Here is a 20672-nt window from a genome sequence, read left to right as displayed (position 1 = left end):
ATTTATTTTTTACTAATACGTCCGTCCTTATCAATCTTTGCTGATGATGACAAGGTATTCAGACCATCTATGATATTGCTGTAAGCCATATCTTCTGAACCAAGCAGGCTTGTAACTCCTGCATTAAAACTACATGGAATAAAGTATGAATCTATGCTTCCATCCTGTTTTATATGAATCTGTGCTAATCCTGTATCGTATGATGATGGCATGTTGCTGGTTGTTGAGAACCAGTAGTTGCCCAAGCTGTAGTAGATAGGCACATCATCCATATACTCAATTGTCTGAAGGCAATGGGTATGCCCTCCTATTATTACATCTGCACCTGCTTCAACAAATGCTCTAGCAAGTGCCGTCTGGTCACCACCATAATTGGCAGTGCCTTCTGTACCCCAGTGAGGAAAAACAATAACATAGTCTGCATTTGCTTTCGCCTCTGAAATAGTCTCACAAAAGGCCTCCGGGTGTAGGCATTTCATAACACCTGGCGTAACGCCTGTGGCTTCCTTTGTATAATTAAGAGTTCTTTCTATCTGAGTAGCTGCCACAATGGCTATCTTTCTGCCACCAACAATAAAGTATATTGGCTTTTTGGCTTCCTCAAGATTTACTCCTGCCCCTACAAAAGGGATGCCTTGTAAATTTAGGGTATTTAATGTATCTAAAAATCCAATTTCATCATAGTCATAGACATGATTGTTGGCTACACTAACTGCGTCAACTCCAAGCTCTTCCAGTAAAGCAACTCGACTTGGATCTGCTTTAAATGTATATGCCTTTCCAGCAAGAGGAGCCCCTCTGTTTGTATAGGCAAATTCATTATTTATAAGAAGAATATCTGCCTCTCGCATTTCTTCTAGCAAGTCTGCTGAAAAGCAATCTTCTATTCCATTGATTTGGCTATCCATAAATTCTGTTGTGGCTATTCCTTCTGCAAACGACAAATCTCCAGTAAAATCAAGAACTATGTCTCCATAGATTGGCTTGTCAATTACGTATGTTTTGTCATAGGAATAACTTTGCAAGCCTGTATCCATGCAATACTCGTACCAAAGCACATGAATACTCTTGCCAGTAAGTTGATACCAAATTTCTGGCGTTTGGAAATTTGCATAACTAGCAATTTCCTCAATTACATCTTCGCCATATTCAGATGTAATCATCGCAAGAAAAGACTCGTCTATAGGATGACCTCCTATAAACTCGATTGTACTATTATTTAATATGGTGTCCCACGCGTCCGTTAAATCCGCAATCTCAATGATTTCCGGCTCATTAGCTTCTAGATTTACGGTATCAACCTCAATTGTTTTGTGTCCGCATCCTGTTAGTAAAGAGATAACAACCGTAACTATCGCTATGCAAAAGTTACATTTCTTCATTAATCTGTGCCTTTACTCGGACAACAGCCTCCATAGCGCCTTCATAACCCGAATCAGCCGCCATTTCATAATACGACAAAGCTGTTTCCAAATTCCTCTCAACCCCGTACCCGTTTTCATAAAGAAAACCTAAATTAACCTGAGCAATTGCATAACCTTGCAATGCTGCAAGCTTTTGGTAATAAACTGCCGATGCAAAATCTACATCTACACCAAATCCATTGTAATACATGTAACCAATCTGGTTAAGAGCTGGTGCGTAGTCTGCATCTGCTGCGATAAGATAATACTCCATCGCTTTTTCATAATCTCTATCAACATCTAAGCCATTTTCATATATCTGGCCTAGGTAATAGCTAGCCTTAGCATAGCCGTTGTCAGAAGCAGCTGTGAAATACTCAATAGCCTTTTCTGTATCTACCTCTACTCCATTGCCTTTTACGTAAAGAAGACCAACGGCTGTATTAGCAAGATTGATAGCATACTGATCTGCTAAATCTGTGCTGTCTGATTTCGTAACTCTTGAATAGTAATCAAAAGCCTTTTTGTAATCCTGTGCAATGCCAATACCATGCTCATATGCATACCCAAGATAATATGTACCATCGATATCTCCAGCAATCTGAGCCTTGTATATGTAATCATAAGCTTCTTCTGCTTTTTCTTCATCTTCTGATGAGATTTCTATTTCTTCTGATTCATCTGTGTCAGCGATATCGATATCCTCATCAGATTCATCAGCGAAAAACGCTTCTGGTAATGAAGCCATTATAACTCTGGCTTTGCCAACGTAAGCATTATCTGAGCCACCCTCAATGGCAGCATCAAAAAGCTCCTCTGCTTTTTCTAAATCCTGCTCGACGCCTGTGCCTGTTAAATAGAAATAGCCAAGTGCACATGTACCGTCAACATTTCCTGAATCAGATGCCATTTGATACCAAGAAATCGCCTCTGCAAAATCCTGTTTAACATCCTCTGTGCCGTACTCTAGCATACGACCAAGCATAACCTGTGCGTCAGTGTCGTCCTCATATGCAAGAACTTCAAGCTCACTATATGAAAGGACTGTATAATCCTCAACTTCCACGTCGTCAAATGCGACCTGTTCAGTAGTATCTACTGTATCCTCTACTTCCTCTTCCTCTTTCTTGCCGCAGGCAATAAGTGAAAGTGAGCAAAGGCCCAACATAAAGTATAAACGAAATTTTCGTTTCATAAATTCCTCCAAGGACAAAACGTCCATCAGCGCAAATTATATCATAAAATGAACTTATTTAAAACAAAAATAGCGCACCAGAAACTGGTGCGCATGTAAAACTTTAGGAGTTTTTACTACTTATAATTGACAATTTCAACAAAGTCTTTCCTAAAACCCAATTTTATTAAGCATTAACGATTTTACCGAAATCTGGCTTAAGTGAAGCTCCACCGATAAGACCACCATCAATGTTTGGCTTGCTAAGAAGCTCAGCAGCGTTAGACGCATTCATAGATCCGCCGTACTGAATACGAACAGCCTCTGCTGTAGCACCATCATAAAGCTTAGCAATAAGCTCACGGATGAATCCGCAAACTTCTTCTGCCTGATCAGCTGTAGCTGTCTCACCTGTACCGATAGCCCAGATTGGCTCGTAAGCGATAACAAGGTTCTTTACCTGGTCAGCTGTAACGCCTGAAAGATCCCATGTGATCTGACGCTCAATCCACTCCTTGTATGTGCCAGCCTTGCGAAGTGCAAGTGACTCGCCACAGCAAAGGATTGGTGTAAGACCAGCAGCGAATGCCTTCTTAACCTTTGCATTGATGAGAATATCGTTCTCACCAAAGATGTCACGTCTCTCAGAGTGACCCATGATAACGTACTTAACACCAGCGTCTACAAGCATAGGAGCTGAAATCTCGCCTGTGAAAGCACCCTTATCCTCGATGTAGAAGTTCTCAGCACCAACGTTTACGTTTGTGCCCTTTACAGCCTCTACTACAGGAACGATATCGATTGCAGGTACGCAGTATACTACGTCTACATCATCGTTCTTTACTAAATCCTTAAGCTCAGCAACAAGCTTTACAGCCTCAGAAGGTGTCATGTTCATCTTCCAGTTGCCGGCAATAATTCTTCTTCTTGCCATTTTTTCTCTCCTTTACGAGAATAGAACTTCGCTAGTTACGCCCACAAGCCTTAGTATCTTTTCGCTCGACTAGAATGTCTCGCTTAAAAGATCTAAGAGCTTGTTGTCTACTAGCTTGTTCAATTCTCTTAATCTACATAAATAAGATTTATTTACCTTTACGATTTATTTGTCGTCTGCTGCGTAAACGCCTGGAAGCTCCTTACCCTCAAGGAACTCAAGTGATGCTCCACCACCTGTAGAGATGTGGCTCATCTTGTCAGCAAATCCCATCTGGTTAACAGCTGCTGCTGAATCACCACCACCGATGATTGTTGTAGCATCTGTCTCAGCAAGTGCCTGAGCAACTGCCTTTGTACCTACAGCAAGTGCTGGGTTCTCGAAAAGACCCATTGGTCCGTTCCAAAGAACTGTCTTAGCTGTCTTAACCTTGTTAGCGAAAAGCTCAACTGTCTTAGGTCCGATATCGCAGCCCTCTCTGTCAGCTGGCATATTTTCTGTATCGTATGTAATGCACTCTACTGGAGCATCGATTGGATCTGGGAACTCCTTGATTGTAACAGCATCAAGTGGAAGAAGGATTTCCTTACCCATGCTCTTTGCCTTCTCAAGCATTTCCTTGCAGTAATCAAGCTTTGTATCATCGCAAAGTGATGTACCGATTTCGTAACCAAGAGCCTTCTGGAATGTGTAAGACATACCACCACCAATGATAAGTGTGTCGCACTTTTCAAGAAGGTTGTTGATAACGTTAAGCTTATCAGCTACCTTTGCGCCACCAAGAATTGCAACGAATGGACGTACAGGATTCTCAACGGCGTTGCCAAGGAAGTCGATTTCCTTCTGCATAAGGTATCCAACTACGTTTGAACCACCCTTAGCTGTGATGAACTTTGTAACACCAGCTACAGAAGCGTGAGCTCTGTGTGATGAACCGAAAGCATCGCATACATAATCATCTGCAAGATCAGCAAGTTCCTTAGAGAATGCCTCACCGTTCTTTGTCTCTTCCTCGCCACGGAAACGAGTATTCTGAAGAAGAACTACATCTCCTTCCTTCATAGCCTCAACTGCCTTTGTAGCAGCTTCGCCTGTTACGTTGTAATCAGAAACGAATGTTACTTCCTTGCCAAGCTTCTCTGAAAGACGCTTTGCAACTGGAGCAAGTGACTCGCCCTCATTAGGGCCATTCTTTACCTTTCCAAGGTGTGAGCAAAGAATAACCTTTCCACCATCAGCAATAAGCTTGTTGATTGTAGGAAGAGCTGCCTTGATACGTGTGTCGTCTGTGATTTCACCAGCCTTAAGAGGTACGTTGAAATCGCAACGAACAAGTACGCGACGGCCCTTAACATTAATGTCATCTACTGTCTTCTTATTTAATGCCATATTTTTATCCTCCATATAATCCCAAGTCCGCTAGTTACGGTCACAAGCCTTAGTGTTTCTTCCTTCGACTAAAATGTCTCACTCAGAAACCTAAGAGCTTGTTTCCTACTAGCTCACTTAGATATCTAAAATAAAAAGGGTTCGGTCCAATAGGACCGGACCCTTTAAAAGTCGTATTTCGTAAAAACGAATTAAGCGAGCTCGCTAAAGTACTTGATTGTACGAACCATCTGAGATGTGTAGCTGTTCTCGTTATCATACCAAGAAACAACCTGTACCTCGTACTGATCATCAGAAATCTTAGAAACCATTGTCTGTGTAGAATCGAAGAGAGAACCAAATCTCATACCTACGATATCTGAAGAAACGATTTCATCCTCGTTGTAACCGAATGACTCGTTAGCTGCTGCCTTCATAGCTGCGTTGATACCCTCAACTGTAACGTCCTTCTTGTTTACAACTGCTGTAAGGATTGTTGTAGAACCTGTTGGTGTAGGAACACGCTGAGCAGATCCGATAAGCTTTCCGTTAAGCTCTGGGATAACAAGACCGATAGCCTTTGCTGCACCTGTTGAGTTAGGAACGATGTTAACTGCTGCTGCACGTGAACGACGAAGATCACCCTTTCTCTGTGGGCCATCAAGTGTCATCTGATCACCTGTGTAAGCGTGGATTGTTACCATGATACCAGACTGGATTGGAGCGAACTTGTTAAGTGCGTCAGCCATTGGTGCTAAGCAGTTTGTTGTACATGAAGCTGCTGAAATGATTGTATCAGAAGCCTTAAGTGTCTTATGGTTTGTATTGTAAACGATTGTAGGAAGATCGTTTCCTGCTGGTGCAGAGATAACAACCTTTCTAGCACCTGCATTGATATGAGCCTGTGCCTTTTCCTTTGATGTGTAGAATCCTGAGCACTCAAGAACTACGTCAACCTTAAGGTCACCCCATGGGCAATTGTTTGCGTCTGGGAATGCATAAATCTTGATTTCCTTACCGCAAACGATGATTGAATCATCTGTGTAAGAAACCTCATCTGCATGCTCATACTTTCCCTGTGATGAATCATACTTTAAAAGATGTGCTAACATCTTTGGGCTAGTTAAGTCGTTGATTGCTACTACTTCGTAACCTTCTGCTCCGAACATCTGACGGAATGCAAGACGGCCGATACGGCCAAAACCGTTGATTGCTACTCTTACTGCCATTTTTAAATCCTCCTAAAGATTCTTTTAAAATTTTCTTTGAAGCTCTCAAAGAGCCCCGTATGCACTTTATTTTATACAACATCAATCTATAATTCAACCCCAAATTGAAATATTGTTAAAATTTTCTCAATGTACTTATATTATTTGTATTTTCAAACAATATTTCTTGCACCCGCCAATATCATCATTTAATATTTAGTTACTTATAAGAAGGAGGCCATAGTAATGTTTTGGGACAATCACATGCACTGCAATTTTTCTGGAGATTCCGATGCTTCTCCTATTGATATGATAAACGCCGCAAAGACAAAAGGACTACTTGGTATCACATTTACGGATCACCTTGATATTGACTATCCAAAGCAGTTTGGGTTCTTTGATTTAGATTTAGAAAACTACTACCCTACATTGCATCAACTTGCTAAGCAGGAATCAACTGATGACTTCGCCATATTGAACGGGCTAGAAGTTGGAATTCAGCCTCATGTGGTTGATAAATGTAATGAAGCCGTAAATGCTCATCCTTACGACTTCATAATAGGAAGCACTCACCTTGTTGATAAATGGGACCCATACTTCGACAGCTTCTGGGATCGTGATACAGAAAGCGCATTGCTCACCAGATATTACGAATCCATTCTGGAAAACATTACCGCATTTACAAATTTCGATACAGTCGGACATTTAGACTACGCGTTTAGATATGCACGTAACCAGGAGACAAAGCATAACACACATCAACCATATTCAGAAATCATTGATGCCATCCTTCAGCAAATTATAAAGCTTGATAAGGCCTTGGAGGTAAACACTGCTGCCTTCAGAAAAGGAATGGGTGCTCCTAATCCTGCGCCATCTATTATTAAAAGATACAAGGAATTAGGTGGCAAAATGATTACACTAGGCGCCGATGCTCACTGTCCAGAAGATGTTGCTGCAGATTTTGATAAGCTACCAGACTTATTAAATGATTGCGGTTTTCATGAGTATTATGTATTTAAAAATAGAAAGCCTGAAGCTTATCCATTGAGATAGGCCTCAGGCTTTTTCTTAATCGTTATCAAGTTTTAAAAGAGAATTTACAAGTTCCTCGCAGATTTCCAGTTCTGACTTGCCATCAGTTTCAATTATGATATCAGCTGCAGCAACATATTTCTCTCTTCTTTTAAGCATCAACTCTTCTATAAATTCAACACTCTTATTTTTTTCGATAAGAGGTCTATCGTGGCTATCCTTCACTCTCTCAAGGATTGTCTCTGGCTTTGCAGTCAAAAGAACAACGCGTCCGTTTTTCTTCATCTCCTGGACGTTTACATCACGCATTGGTGTACCACCACCACACGAAATAACCACATTGCGTTTTGATTGCATTTCCTTCAATAGGTTTGTCTCGGCATTTCTGAAGTGCTCTTCTCCATATACCTCAAAAATATCAGAAATAGACATGCCCTCTCTATCAGAAATAACCTGATCCATCTCTACTACTTCCATAGCAAAACATGTGCTCAAATAATCAGAGATTGTAGTTTTACCTGCTCCCATAAATCCAATCAGGACAATATTGTAATTAAACAAGTGTCTAGCCTGGATACGCTTGGCATTTTTAACTATCGAACTATAAATGTCCTTTACTTCCTTGCCGTGACGTTTCCCTTCCAAGCTCTTGTCTAACCAGCGATCTCTTTTTTCATCCTGTTCTGGCTGTAAAATCTGTAAACCATTCTCTTCTTTGTATGCCATAATTTCCTCAACAATGGCATTTCTCATAAGCAATGCATTAAGAATAATTTCGTCGTTCTGAGCAAGATGCTCTCTTAACATTTTGAGCTGTTCCATGTCTTATTCCCCTTTGATACTTTATTTTGAATAGTATCATACTAAAAAATCAGACAGAAAGAAACCACTTTTTCCTTCTGTCTGATAAATAAATTTTAGATTAAATTAATCAAGGAAGTTAAATCTTAAAGAAAATCATGTCTCTCAAGAACCTTGATGATATCACGACCTTCTTCTGTACCTTCGATAATACGACGAGCACGCTTAGAATCACCAATATTGTAAATCTCAACATTTGTATCTTCAAATGCTGTATTTAACTCATCGATGATAGGTGTATTTGAGCGCATACCAAGGCAGATGAAGCCTAAATCAAAGTCGATGTTCTCGATTTCGCCTTCTGGATTCTTAACGATAAACTTATCGTTGCATACTTCCTGAAGAGCTGTGTTTGTCATCTGACGAACATTGTACTTAGCCATCTTTGCTGCTGTATCGCACTTTGTGATTGGATCAAGTCCGTTACCAATGATAGGTAACATCTCGATAATAGTAACCTCAGCACCTCTTTCTGTGAAGTACTCCATAACATCAAGACCTACGGCACCGCCACCAACAACAGCAACCTTCTTACCTGTCATGTCCTCAGGATATGTATCAAGACGTTCGATCATCTTGATAACTGTAGCTACATTTGAATCATCCTTATCAACAAGGTCTAATAATCCCTTGATAGGTGGTAATGTAGGGTTTGAACCTGTGGCATTTACGATGATATCTGGGTTCAAGCTCTTAATCTGATCAACTGTAGTATCGTTGTTTTTAAATATGAAGAGATTTCTTAATTTGCTAGCACGGTTAATCATGTACTTAGGGAAATCAGCAAGTCTCTTCTTATCAGGAATCTTAGAAATCTGAACAGAAAGACCGCCAAGCTCTGCCTTCTTCTCAAGAAGGAATGTTGTACATCCAACCTCTGCAGCTGTACAAGCAGCTTCAAGACCTGCTGTACCACCACCGATTACTACAACGTTGCAAGGCTTGTTAACCTTTCTCTTGTAGTATTCGTCATTAGCGTTAACAGCTGGGTTAACTGTACAACGAATTGGAAGGTTGAGACCAATTCTGTGGCCTGCGCAACCTACGTTACATGAAATACACTTGCGAAGCTCATCCTCACGGTTGAACTCTACCTTATTTACCCAATTAGGATCTGCAATAAGACCACGGCCCATACCGATGATATCAGCATCTCCTCTTTCAAGAATTTCCTCAGCGACCTTAGGATCACGAATATTTCCCATTGTTACACATGGCTTGCCATATTTTTCCTTAACAGCCTTTGCCATGTATGAACGCCATCCATCTGGAAGATAGTTTGCATCAATCTGGAACTGAATAGAACTATTAAGACCAGCAGAAACGTCAAATACGTCTACTTCTTCCTGGAAGTACTGTAAATACTCGATAGTGTCCTCTAGTGTGTTTCCTCCCTCAACAAACTCATCAGCACTAATACGGACAAAAATTGGGAAGAATGGTCCTACCTGCTTTCTTACCTCTTCTACAACAAGCTTTGTAAATCTAGCGCGATTTTCTGGTGATCCACCAAACTCATCTGTACGCTTATTAGTAGTAGGTGAAAGGAACTGGCTTAAAAGATATGAGTGACCAGCATGAATTTCAACACAGTCAAAACCGGCTGTCTGTGCACGCTTTGCTGCCTCACCATACTTCTTTACAATATTGTAGATTTCTTCTTTCTCAAGTGGACGTGGAATCTCCCCGCCTGCCTTTGAAGGAATATCTGATGCAGAAACTGGCTGCTCTCCTGTACGAGCAGAAACAGCTGATGCACCAGCGTGGTTAATCTGAATACCTACACAAGCGCCATGCTTATGCATTCTCTCTGTAAAGTAATATAAACGTGGAATGAAATTGTCATGATCAATTCGAAGCTGGGTTGTACCATTAGAACCCTGTGGTGAAAAGACACTAGCATTTTCAACCATTAATAATCCTGTGCCACCCTTTGCTCTCTGCTCATAGTAATCAATATGAACAAATGTCATCTCGCCATTCTGATCACCGTAGTTAGTTCCCATTGGTGTCATCATGATACGATTCTTAAGTGTCATACGACGAATTGTAAGTGGTTCAAAAATGTGTGGATACTTATTTCTCATTATAGAATGCTCCTATTTACAAACAAAATTTACGTGATAAGAGCTGTCAAGATGAAAAGCGGGCATGCTTTCCTTTTTTATAAGAAAAGTATAATCCCGCTTTAATATCAAAATCCAATTCATTTTTTGTAATTAATTAGTGCATAGAATGTACCAATATGAAGTCAATCATACGTTTTACGGCAGGCATCTGATATCTTCCCTTCATATACGCCATATAAACAGTGTGTGAAAGACTATATTCAGTGGAAAGCTTCTTTATTATAACGTCATTCCTATGAATACTATCTACGTCTGCAACTAAAGCTATACCAAAGTTGGCTGCTACAAGAGCCGCGATACCATTTTCGTCTGGTGATTCGCAAATAAAGTTAGGCTCAATCTTATTTTGTAGGAAAAAATCCCTTGTCAATCTACCAAGTCCTGATTTTCTTGTATATCCCAATACTGGGTATTCTTCAAAAATTGATGCATCTAAGGTATCGTTTTCTTCCAGCGGATGTCCCTTAGGAAGGATAACCACAAGTTCCTGCTGTAATATAGGAATAAACTTTATATTTGGCTCATCCTTAACAAAGGAACCAAATATAATATCGTAGCTACCCGACTTTAAGCCTTCTATATTTTTAGAGGTAATATCCTGATGGAAGTTAAATGTTACTTCTTTATTTTTATCTTCTAAGAGGAACGCTCTACAAACATTTGGTATAAAAGAACCAGCAAGTGGAGCAACATATGCTAAATCAATATGCCCTCCTGAACCAGTTAATTGATGCATTTTACGATCAGCCAAATTGATTTCGTTTAGAATTCTATCAACGTGCTCGTAAAAAATATCTCCTGTTTTTGTCAAAACTACATTTCGTCCAGTTCTTTCAAATAGGACTACTCCTAGCTCTGATTCAAGGGAGTTTATTGAGCGACTAAGGGATGGTTCTGATATATGAAGCTTTTCCGCAGCCTGGTTGAAATGCTGCAATCTAGCGGCCTCATAAAAATACATCATTTGATTTAGAGTCATAGTTCTCCTCTCTCTGTTTTGCACAATATAATTGTTGTATTTTCATTACTTATTATCAATTTTACCACAATTGATAGCTAAAAGCTATTAATAATATGCAATAGAAGTATTGGAATTATACATTAATACACATTAAAATATATGTATAAAGACTGTTAAGATTTTAACAAAGGGCATGCAAAATCTTAAAGAATTTATGGAGGAATTAAAATTATGGCAGAAAGAATTACAGGACACACAGAGCTTATCGGACTTATGGCTTATCCAATCAGACACTCAAGCTCACCAGCTATGCACAATGAAGCATTTGCATATCTTGGTCTCGACTATGCTTACCTTGCATTTGAGGTAGATAATAGCACACTCGAGGATGCTGTAAAAGGTATCAGAGCTCTTAAGCTTGTAGGCTCAAACGTTTCTATGCCTAACAAGACTGTAGTAGGTAAGTATCTTGATAAGTTATCTCCTGCTGCTGAGCTTTGCGGAGCTGTAAACACAATCGTAAATGAAAACGGTGTTCTTACAGGTCACATTACAGACGGTATCGGTTACATGCAGTCACTTAAGGACTACGATATCGATGTTATCGGAAAGAAAATGACAATCGTTGGTTGTGGTGGTGCTGGTACTGCTATCCAGATTCAGGCAGCACTTGATGGCGTTAAAGAAATGTCTATCTTCAACGTAAAGGATGCTTTCTGGGAGAACGCTCAGGAAACAGTTAACAAGATCAACGAAAGAACAAACTGCAAGGCTACACTTTATGACTTAGCAGACCTTGACGCTCTTAGAAGAGAAATCGCTGATTCTTACCTTCTTGCAAACGCAACAGGTATGGGTATGAAGCCACTTGAGGGCCAGACATGGTTACCAGATACTTCATATCTTCGTCCAGACCTTATCGTAACAGATACAGTTTACGCACCAGCTAAGACAAAGTTCCTTGAGATGGCTGAGGAAGTTGGATGTAAGAGAATGAACGGTTTTGGAATGATGTTATTCCAGGGTGCTGCAGCATTCAAGCTTTGGACAGGCAAAGAAATGCCAATCGAACACATGAAAGAAGTACTTGGAATTAAGTACGAGTAAATTTAAGGAGAAAAATATGAACAAGAAATATTTTCCAGCAGCTTTAATTCTTTATTTGAATTACTTTATTCACGGAGTTGGTTGCTCAATCTTAGGACAATCTGTAATTAAGGAAGCTCTTGCTACTAGCTGGGGCGTTGAGGTAATGTCAATCACTGCTATTTCAGCAGCACTTGGTCTTGGTAGACTTATTGCTCTTCCATTCGCTGGCCCTCTTTCAGATAAGTTAGGCCGTCGTATTTCAGTTATGATTGGTGGCGCTTCATATGCTATCTACCTCATTGGTCTTGCTATGGCATTCAACGCTGGCGTTAACGGTGGTTACCAGATTGCATACGTATGCGCTATCGTTGGTGGTATTGCAAACTCATTCCTTGATACTGGTATTTACCCAGCTGTTGCTGAGATTATCAGCGATGCTCCTGGTGTAGCTACAATGGGAATTAAGTTCTTTATCGCTATTTCACAGATGTTACTTCCATTCTTCCTTGGAATGACAGTTGCAACAAACGCAGCAGGTCTTGTTTCTTACAACAGACTCTTCTATGTTTGCGGTATTGCATACATCGTATTACTTGTACTTATCCTTATCCTTCCACTTCCAGATTCAGATGCAGCTGCAGCTGAAAAGAAGGAAGGTCTTATCGATAGCTTAAAGCACACTCACTTCTCTATCGAGTCAGTTGCTATGATTCTTATCGGTTTCACATGTACAGGTACATTCCAGTTATGGCTTAACTGTGCACAGAACTTTGCAAAGACAAATGTTGGTTGGGAAGATCCTTCAATTATGCAGACATACTATTCAATGGGTACAATCCTTGCTCTTATCGTTACTGCTCTTCTTACACGTAAGATTAAGGACGTTCGTTTCATCGTTGCATACCCAGTTATCTGCCTTGTAACATTAATTTTAGTTCTTTCAGCTCCTTCAGTTGGATTATGTAAGGTTGCAGCATTCGTTATCGGTTGGGCTGGTGCCGGCGGACTTCTTCAGATTGCCACATCAGTTTGTAACATGCTCTTCCCTAAGATTAAGGGTACAGTTACAGCACTTGTAATGATTGCTTCATCACTTTGCAACTACACTATTCTTACAGCTGCTTCACAGATGACACCATCAGGCGTTATGGTTATGAACATTGTTCTTACAGCTGTTGGCGTATTACTTGGATTATTTGTAAATCTTAGATACACTAAGATGGTAGAGGCAAATTCATAAAACAGAGGAAAAAAATATGAATACAGTAAAAGTAAGAAATGTTGTTATTGGCGAAGGTGTACCAAAGATTTGCGTGCCTATCGTTGGAAAAACAAAGGAAGACATCCTCGCAGCAGCTGCTTCATTCAACGGCGTTGCACATGATGTAGTTGAATGGCGTGTTGACTGGTTTGATGATGTATTTGATTTTTCAAAGGTTGAGGATGTTCTTAAGGATTTAAGAGCCGCTCTTGGCGACACACCTCTCCTCTTCACTTTCAGAACAAGCAATGAAGGTGGAGAAAAATCTATCGATAAAGATGCTTACGCTACACTCAATAAGAATGCAGCTGCAACTGGTATGGTAGATTTAGTTGATGTAGAAGTTTTCACAGGTGATGATATTGTTAAGGATATCGTTGCTAGCGCTCATGCAAACGGCGTAAAGGTTGTAGCTTCTAATCATGACTTTGACAAGACTCCTGACAAGGACGATATCGTTTCTCGTCTTCGTAAAATGCAGGAGCTTGGCGCAGATATTCCAAAGATTGCTGTTATGCCTACTTGCAAAAAGGATGTAGTTACTCTCCTTGCTGCAACAGAAGAAATGGCAAGCAATTATGCAGATCGTCCAATTATCACAATGTCTATGGCAGGCACAGGACTTGTTAGCCGTCTTTGCGGCGAAGCATTCGGCTCTGCTCTCACATTCGGTGCTGTTGGAAAAGCTTCTGCACCAGGCCAGATGAACGCATCAGACCTTTCTACAATACTTAATCTTATACATGGTTCAATGTAATTATTAAGTCTTATAAGGGCGGTTTGTGCTCAGCACAAATTGCCCTTAAATTTTAAGAATTTAGTGTAAATATTCTGAATTATTTTAACTTTACTTTGCTAAAGTACTTCATAATGTTTATACTAAAATCATACAAACTAGCCAAAGGGGTACCATTATATGACTGGAATCAAACGTATTTTTTTCTTTGTAGATGAATACCTTGAAGAATTCATCATGGTCGTTCTTCTTATCGCTATGAGTGTCATTATGGGCATTCAGATTTTCTGCCGCTACATTTTAGGGGCTTCTCTCTCATGGTCAGAAGAAATCACTAGATATCTTTTTATCTGGTCAGCATTTTTCAGTGTTAGCTTATGCACTAAGAAATGTATTTCAATCAAGATTGACCAGTTCATTCGAAATCTCAAACCAAGAAAAAAAGCATCTGTAAAAGTATTAAATCTTACAGTAGAATTCATTTTCTTTGTGTATTTAATTCCTTTTGCCTACAGATACCTTATGGCTACTATCGAAAGCGGTCAGGTTTCTCCTGCCTGCGGAATCCCTATGTATTACGTACAGTCAGCTCCACTTGTGTGCTTTACACTTTGCGCTATCCGCATCTTAGAAAGATGGTTTTTAGAGTGGCATAATGTCATCCATCAGGAAGAGCTCAAGGATTGGCCATCTCACTTAGCAGAGCTTGAAAGACGTGCTAATATCAAAAATTCTATGAGCAATCTCCTTTCACAGGAAAACTTTAATAAAGAAATACTTGAACAGGACAATACCAGCAACAAGGAAGGAGGAAATTAAGCATGAGCGCAATCACTGTACTTATTCTTTTTGTAATTTGCTTAATTATAGCCATTCCTGTATCAATCTCACTTGGTATAGTTGCTGTTCTTCCAGGAGCATTTGATCCTTCATTTACTGCAAGTGCAAGCTATGTAATCCGTTCCATGGTAGGCGGTATCGACAGCTTCCCTCTTCTTGCAGTTCCAATGTTTGTTTTATCTGGAATCATTATGGCTCACGGTCAGATTTCTAAAAAGCTATTTGACGTGTTCTCATATTTTATTGGTAAGAAAACTGCAGGCGTTCCATGCGCCGTTATCATCACATGCCTATTTTATGGCGCAATTTCTGGTTCGGCTCCTGCAACAGTTGCAGCCGTAGGTTCCATGACCATCCCTCTTCTACTGAATATGGGATATGATAAAAAGTTTTCTACAGCGATTGTTGCTGTAGCCGGTGGTCTCGGTGTTATCATTCCACCTAGTATTCCTTTTATTATGTACGCAATGGCCTCCGGTGAATCAGTAGGTAATCTATTTATCGCCGGCATCATTCCTGGCATTCTTATAAGTATACTTTTGATGCTTTATGCATATATTCATTGCAAATGCTGTGGTGAAGACAAAGAAAAAATTAACGCCGAAATAGATGCACTTCACTCAAAAGGATTTGGAAAAATATTCAAGGATAGCTTCTTTGCAATACTTAGCCCAATTATCGTTCTTGGATGTATCTATGCAGGCATAGCTTCTCCTACAGAGGCTGCAGTTATCTCCGTATTTTATGCATTGGTAATCAGCTTATTTGTTTACAAGACAATTCGCATTTCCGATATATGGAATATTTTTGTGGAAGCAATGAAAACTTATGCACCAATCCTTTTCATTCTTGCTGCATCAACTGCATTCTCACGAGTGCTTACTTTAATGCAGGTACCACAGCTTGTCAGCGGATATATTCTGGATAATTTTACCAACAAGATTATCCTTTTACTTGTAATCAACCTGTTCCTTCTTATTGTTGGAATGGTTATGGATACAACTCCTGCTATCCTTATTTTATCTCCTATCCTGCTTCCTATTGTGCAGGCAGTAGGCATGGATGGCGTTCACTTCGGTATTATGATGGTTGTTAACCTTGCAATCGGATTTGTTACACCTCCAATTGGTGTAAATCTTTTCGTTGCAAGCTCCCTTACAGATGTGCCTGTTATGGATATTGCTAAGAAGGCAATGCCTATGATTTTAATGTTCTTAGTTGCTTTGTTACTTATCACATTCATTCCAGCCATCAGCTTAGTACTTTTATAAACCGTATCAGGAGAAACAATATGAGATTTAAACAACTACTAGCTTTATCAACATCATTAATGATTGTTTTGTCATTTACATCTTGTGGAACATCCACAGCTGTATCTGAGACTCAGACTTATGCCTGGCCCCTTGGAACATCCAGCCCAGAGGATACTGTAACTCAGATATATGCCGAAAAATTCGCCGAAGAAGTATACGAGCTTAGTGATGGACAGATGGTTATCCAAGTTTATCCTAACAGCGTTTTAGGTGGCGACAGAGAGTTGCTGGAATCTTGCAAAGATGGGGACATTCCTTTTATCGTGCAAAACACAGCACCTCAGGTTACATTCCTTCCTGATGTTGCTATATTCGATATGCCATGTCTTTTCAGCACAATCGATGATGTCCGTGAAAAGGTAGATAATCCTGAATTTATGGATAAAATATCAGAAGTTTATGTAGAAGGCGGTTATCAATTACTAGGATACGCCGATCAAGGCTTTAGAGTCATGACCACAAACACGCCTGTATATTCTCTCTCAGACTTCAAGGGACAGAAAATCAGAACTATGGAAAACTCATATCACCTGGCATTTTGGAAGAGCCTTTCAGCCTCTCCTACTCCAATGACTTTCTCCGAGGTTTACATTGGATTACAGCAAGGCACAATTGATGCTCAGGAAAACCCATATGAGGTTATTGTTTCAAACAGATTATATGAGCAACAGGATTATGTTGTTGAAACCAATCACCTGCCTCATTTAATCTCCCTTGTAGCCAGTGATGAGTTTATGAATACATTAACACCTGAACAGCAGGAAATAATAAATCAGGCAGCTACAATTGCCACAGAGTATGCACGTCAGCAGTCAGATGACCGTATTGCATCAAGAATCGCTACTATCGAAGAAAGTGGTACAGAAATCATTCCTCTTTCCGATGATATAAGAGAACAGATTCGCGAAGCAGCCACACCTGTTTATGACAGCATAAAAGAAAATGTAGACCCCGAACTTTACGAGATCTACACCAAAGGAATCTTATAAATCCAATATGTTACGACTACAAGCCTGAAGTTACTCCGTTCAAAGATATTTCACTTGAGTAACCTCAGAGCTTGCAGTCTACATATTGGATTATTTTATTAACTCTTTTGCTTTTGACTTTATTCTAGTAAGTGTATTGTCTACGGACTTCTCCGTTTTTCCCAATTTTGCAGCTATTTCTCTATAGTCATAATCCTGCATATATAACTCAAAGACTTGCTTTTCCATAGGAGACAAGGCTTTTTTCAGTCTGTCTATAAGGTCAAGATTCTCCTCTGCTTCGATAACAATCTCGGCAGGATCATCGGTTGTGAAGGCCGGTTCTTCTCTCTCTGCACCGTCCTCGTCATACAATGAAACATATGCATTTAACGGAGAATGCTTTTTTCTGTTACTAGCCTCGATTGCCTTAATCATCTGGCGATCAATACACATCTGTGCAAAATGAAAGAATGTAACATCCGAGGAAATATTGTAATCACCGATAGCGCTGAAAAGACCTATCATTCCCTCTTGTATTAAATCCTCATTCTCACCACCAACCAAAAAGTACTTCTTGGAATTTTTTAAAACAAGGGGCTTATACTTTTCACATATAAAATTCAGGATGGCCTGGTCGCCATCCCGATATTTTCTAATTAACTCTTCATCTGTTAACTTACTGTATTCTTTGTCTAACGATTTCATAAGCTAAAACTCCACAAGCAACTGATGCATTAAGTGAATCTATATCACCAAACATAGGAATTGATGCTATCATGTCGCAGTTCTTTTTAACTAAATCAGAAACACCATGTCCTTCATTTCCAATTACAAGACCGATTGAACCTGTAAGGTTAAGGTCGTACATTGTAGTGCCACCCATATCGGCACATACAAACCACATGCCCTGTTCTTTCAGCTCTTCCATTGTCTTGCTAATGTTTGTAACCTTTGCTACTGGTGTGTAGTTGATAGCACCTGCTGAAGCCTTTGCAACTGTAGCAGTAAGACCAACTGCTCTGTGCTTAGGAATAACAACACCATGAGCACCAACCTGGTTTGCAGTACGAATGATTGCTCCAAGGTTGTGAGGATCCTCGATATTATCAAGAATGATAAGAAATGGTGCCTCGCCCTTAGCCTTTGCGCGCTCCATGATTTCATCAAGCTCAACATAGTCATAGCTTGCTGCGTATGCCAAAACTCCCTGATGCTTGCCTGTCTCTGAAAGCTGATCAAGGCGCTCTTTCTTAACGAAGCTGATGACTGTGTCCTTGCTCTTCTTTGCTTCTCTAAGTATTGTCTGGATTGGGCCATCCTTGCAGCCTTCCAAAACAAACAACTTATCTATAGTTTTTCCACTTCTGAAGGCCTCCAGCACTGCATTACGGCCTTCTACAATTCTACTTTCTTCCATTTTTCTAAAACCTACGCTAGTTACGCCTACAAGCCTTAGTGTTTCTCCACTCGACTACATGTCTCGCTAGAGAAACCTAAGAGCTTGCTGTCTACTAGCTTACTCTTTCTAATATAACTAAATTATAGAATGTCCAATTCCACGGCTTCCACACCGCGTGCCACAAGCTCACATATACGGTCCATGTCTCCCGTGAGATAAAGGTATCCAAGCACCGCCTCAAAACCTGTAGCCTCCAGGTAATCCATTGTGGATGCATTCTTTGCCTTTGTGTGAGGCTTGGAATTGCGACCACGGCGGTACCAATCAGACTCTGCATCTGTAAGCTGGTCCATAAGGGCCATAACCATGGCTGCTTGGGTCTGAGCCTTGACTACCTGACTTGCCCTCTGGTGAAGCTTATTAACAGGGGTATTGCCCTTATTTACAAGGATAGAACGGATGACGATATCAAACACTGCATCACCAATATACGCAAGGGTAAGCGGTGAATATGTACGAATATCCTTTTGTTCTATGCCAAATTGTTCATTAAAATAGCTGTTTAAATCAACTGCCATACTACTCCCTCACGAGTATCTTTAATCTCTACACCTTTTTCTAAAAGCTCTGCTCTGATTGCATCTGCTGTAGCAAAATCCTTTGCCTTTTTAGCTTCTGCACGACGAGCAATTGCGTCATTGATGAATGCTTCAAGCTCAGCATCAACAGATGAAGCTCCATCTGCTAAAGCCTTTGCATGTCCAATCAAATCAAGTGATAAAACTCTATCAAAGCTTTCTACAAGAGCAAGCTTTGTTACATCGTTTGTATCTGCCTTAAGAGCATCATAAAGGACTGTAATAGCCATTGATGTATTTAAGTCGTTTGATACTGCCTCAAGGAACTTTGCCTCGTATTCAGCCTTAACAGCCTCATCAACTGCTCCATCATTCTTGAGTTCTGAAACACGCTTTACAAGCTTGTTGTATGCCTGTACTGTGTTGTCCAGATTTTCCCAAGAGAAAACAAGTGGCTTACGATAGTGTGACTGTAAGCAGAATAATCTGTATACAAGTGGGTCATATCCCTTTTCCTGAAGAACAGAAACTGTAAGGATTGCTCCCTTTGACTTTGACATCTTTCCTGACTGGTCGTTAAGGTGATTGCTGTGGAACCAGTAATTGCACCACTTATGTCCGAGATATGCCTCTGATTGAGCAATTTCGTTTGTATGATGTGGGAAGATGTTGTCAACACCACCGCAATGGATATCGATGTATTCTCCAAGGTGCTTCATTGAGATGCATGAGCACTCAATGTGCCATCCTGGGTAACCAACACCCCATGGGCTTTCCCACTTAAGGGCCTGATCCTCAAACTTTGATTTTGTAAACCAAAGAACGAAATCAGTCTTGTTTTTCTTATTAACATCCTCTTCTACGTCGTCACGAACACCAACCTCAAGGGCTTCCTTTTCAACTGATGAAGAAAATACGTAATAGTCCTGAAGCTTGCTAGTGTCAAAGTAAACATTTCCACCAGCTACATATGCATAGCCCTTTTCAAGAAGGACCTCTACCATGTGGATGAACTCTGGAATGCAGTTTGTAGCAGGCTCAACAACATCTGGGCGCTTGTTTCCAACTGCATCGAAATCTTTGAAGAAAGCATCTGTGTAGAACTTTGCAATCTCCATAACTGTCTTGTGCTCACGCTTTGCGCCAGCTACCATCTTATCCTCACCTGTATCTGCATCAGATGAAAGATGTCCAACATCAGTGATGTTCATAACACGGCGAACATCGTATCCTGCGTACTCTAATGACTTAATAAGAGCATCCTGCATGATGTATGTACGGATATTTCCGATATGTGCAAAATGATACACTGTAGGGCCGCATGTGTACATGCTAACCTTGCCCTCTTCGTTTGGTTTAAACTCCTCAACCTGTCTAGCTAAAGTATTATAAAATGTAAATTTTCCTGCCAT

At 40.2% G+C, this 20672-nt stretch carries 19 protein-coding genes; 7 read left to right on the top strand and 12 right to left on the bottom strand.

Annotated features, from left to right (window positions below; translation table 11 throughout):
• Positions 1–2 precede the first annotated feature (2 nt).
• The 5 genes from BO15_RS0108240 to gap form a co-directional block, all read right to left on the bottom strand.
• Positions 3–1382: a CapA family protein gene (locus BO15_RS0108240; protein WP_052169853.1), complete on the bottom strand. Its 1380-nt coding sequence runs from the start codon at positions 1380–1382 to the stop codon at positions 3–5.
• Positions 1369–2598: a tetratricopeptide repeat protein gene (locus tag BO15_RS0108235; protein WP_033153893.1), complete on the bottom strand. Its 1230-nt coding sequence runs from the start codon at positions 2596–2598 to the stop codon at positions 1369–1371. The genes BO15_RS0108240 and BO15_RS0108235 overlap by 14 nt, the downstream gene beginning before the upstream one ends.
• A gap of 166 nt (positions 2599–2764) precedes the next feature.
• The gene (gene tpiA, locus BO15_RS0108230; protein ID WP_028242618.1) at positions 2765–3511 is read right to left on the bottom strand and encodes a triose-phosphate isomerase; all 747 of its coding nucleotides are present in this window, start codon (positions 3509–3511) and stop codon (positions 2765–2767) included.
• A 165-nt stretch (positions 3512–3676) separates the two neighbouring features.
• Entirely contained in the window at positions 3677–4900 is a 1224-nt protein-coding gene (locus BO15_RS0108225; RefSeq protein WP_033153892.1) for a phosphoglycerate kinase, read from the bottom strand.
• A gap of 191 nt (positions 4901–5091) precedes the next feature.
• On the bottom strand, positions 5092–6108 hold the full coding sequence (gene gap, locus BO15_RS0108220) for a type I glyceraldehyde-3-phosphate dehydrogenase (protein ID WP_033153891.1): 1017 nt from the start codon (positions 6106–6108) through the stop codon (positions 5092–5094).
• Positions 6109–6333: 225 nt separating this feature from the next.
• Here gap and BO15_RS0108215 point away from each other — a divergent pair, with 225 nt between their 5' ends.
• Positions 6334–7143 carry a histidinol-phosphatase HisJ family protein gene (locus tag BO15_RS0108215; RefSeq protein ID WP_033153890.1) on the top strand — a complete coding sequence of 270 codons (810 nt, stop codon included), beginning with the start codon at positions 6334–6336 and terminating at the stop codon, positions 7141–7143.
• A 15-nt stretch (positions 7144–7158) separates the two neighbouring features.
• On the opposite strand, the gene BO15_RS0108210 is transcribed toward BO15_RS0108215, so the two are convergent.
• From BO15_RS0108210 to BO15_RS0108200, 3 genes are all read right to left on the bottom strand, one after another.
• Positions 7159–7944: a shikimate kinase gene (locus tag BO15_RS0108210; protein WP_033153889.1), complete on the bottom strand. Its 786-nt coding sequence runs from the start codon at positions 7942–7944 to the stop codon at positions 7159–7161.
• A 125-nt stretch (positions 7945–8069) separates the two neighbouring features.
• Positions 8070–10070 carry an FAD-dependent oxidoreductase gene (locus BO15_RS0108205; protein ID WP_033153888.1) on the bottom strand — a complete coding sequence of 667 codons (2001 nt, stop codon included), beginning with the start codon at positions 10068–10070 and terminating at the stop codon, positions 8070–8072.
• Positions 10071–10206: 136 nt separating this feature from the next.
• Positions 10207–11091, bottom strand: a complete 885-nt coding sequence (locus BO15_RS0108200; RefSeq protein ID WP_033153887.1) for a LysR family transcriptional regulator — start codon at positions 11089–11091, stop codon at positions 10207–10209.
• Between the two features lie 213 nt (positions 11092–11304).
• Here BO15_RS0108200 and BO15_RS0108195 point away from each other — a divergent pair, with 213 nt between their 5' ends.
• The 6 genes from BO15_RS0108195 (at position 11305) to BO15_RS0108170 (ending at position 17301) form a co-directional block, all read left to right on the top strand.
• Positions 11305–12180 carry a shikimate dehydrogenase gene (locus BO15_RS0108195; protein WP_033153886.1) on the top strand — a complete coding sequence of 292 codons (876 nt, stop codon included), beginning with the start codon at positions 11305–11307 and terminating at the stop codon, positions 12178–12180.
• Between the two features lie 16 nt (positions 12181–12196).
• The gene (locus tag BO15_RS0108190; RefSeq protein ID WP_033153885.1) at positions 12197–13402 is read left to right on the top strand and encodes an MFS transporter; all 1206 of its coding nucleotides are present in this window, start codon (positions 12197–12199) and stop codon (positions 13400–13402) included.
• A gap of 16 nt (positions 13403–13418) precedes the next feature.
• On the top strand, positions 13419–14180 hold the full coding sequence (gene aroD / locus BO15_RS0108185; RefSeq protein ID WP_033153884.1) for a type I 3-dehydroquinate dehydratase: 762 nt from the start codon (positions 13419–13421) through the stop codon (positions 14178–14180).
• 159 nt (positions 14181–14339) lie between these two features.
• Positions 14340–14978 carry a TRAP transporter small permease gene (locus BO15_RS0108180; RefSeq protein WP_330372011.1) on the top strand — a complete coding sequence of 213 codons (639 nt, stop codon included), beginning with the start codon at positions 14340–14342 and terminating at the stop codon, positions 14976–14978.
• A 2-nt stretch (positions 14979–14980) separates the two neighbouring features.
• Positions 14981–16270: a TRAP transporter large permease gene (locus BO15_RS0108175; RefSeq protein WP_033153883.1), complete on the top strand. Its 1290-nt coding sequence runs from the start codon at positions 14981–14983 to the stop codon at positions 16268–16270.
• A 59-nt stretch (positions 16271–16329) separates the two neighbouring features.
• Positions 16330–17301, top strand: a complete 972-nt coding sequence (locus BO15_RS0108170; RefSeq protein ID WP_081828696.1) for a TRAP transporter substrate-binding protein — start codon at positions 16330–16332, stop codon at positions 17299–17301.
• 90 nt (positions 17302–17391) lie between these two features.
• Here BO15_RS0108170 and BO15_RS0108165 read toward each other — a convergent pair whose 3' ends face one another.
• The 4 genes from BO15_RS0108165 to cysS all read right to left on the bottom strand — a co-directional run bounded on the left by BO15_RS0108165 (position 17392) and on the right by cysS (position 20672).
• Positions 17392–17988: a sigma-70 family RNA polymerase sigma factor gene (locus BO15_RS0108165; RefSeq protein WP_033153881.1), complete on the bottom strand. Its 597-nt coding sequence runs from the start codon at positions 17986–17988 to the stop codon at positions 17392–17394.
• Positions 17960–18700 carry a 23S rRNA (guanosine(2251)-2'-O)-methyltransferase RlmB gene (gene rlmB, locus BO15_RS0108160; RefSeq protein WP_033153880.1) on the bottom strand — a complete coding sequence of 247 codons (741 nt, stop codon included), beginning with the start codon at positions 18698–18700 and terminating at the stop codon, positions 17960–17962. Before rlmB ends, BO15_RS0108165 begins: the two co-directional genes overlap by 29 nt.
• A 122-nt stretch (positions 18701–18822) precedes the next feature.
• A complete protein-coding gene (locus tag BO15_RS0108155) occupies positions 18823–19260 on the bottom strand; it encodes a Mini-ribonuclease 3 (RefSeq protein WP_033153879.1) in 438 nt (145 codons plus the stop codon).
• Positions 19245–20672, bottom strand: a complete 1428-nt coding sequence (gene cysS / locus BO15_RS0108150; RefSeq protein ID WP_033153878.1) for a cysteine--tRNA ligase — start codon at positions 20670–20672, stop codon at positions 19245–19247. Before cysS ends, BO15_RS0108155 begins: the two co-directional genes overlap by 16 nt.

Source organism: Pseudobutyrivibrio ruminis HUN009 (assembly GCF_000703005.1).
Classification (GTDB): domain Bacteria; phylum Bacillota; class Clostridia; order Lachnospirales; family Lachnospiraceae; genus Pseudobutyrivibrio; species Pseudobutyrivibrio ruminis_A.
This window is presented reverse-complemented; position numbering and strand designations above follow the sequence as displayed.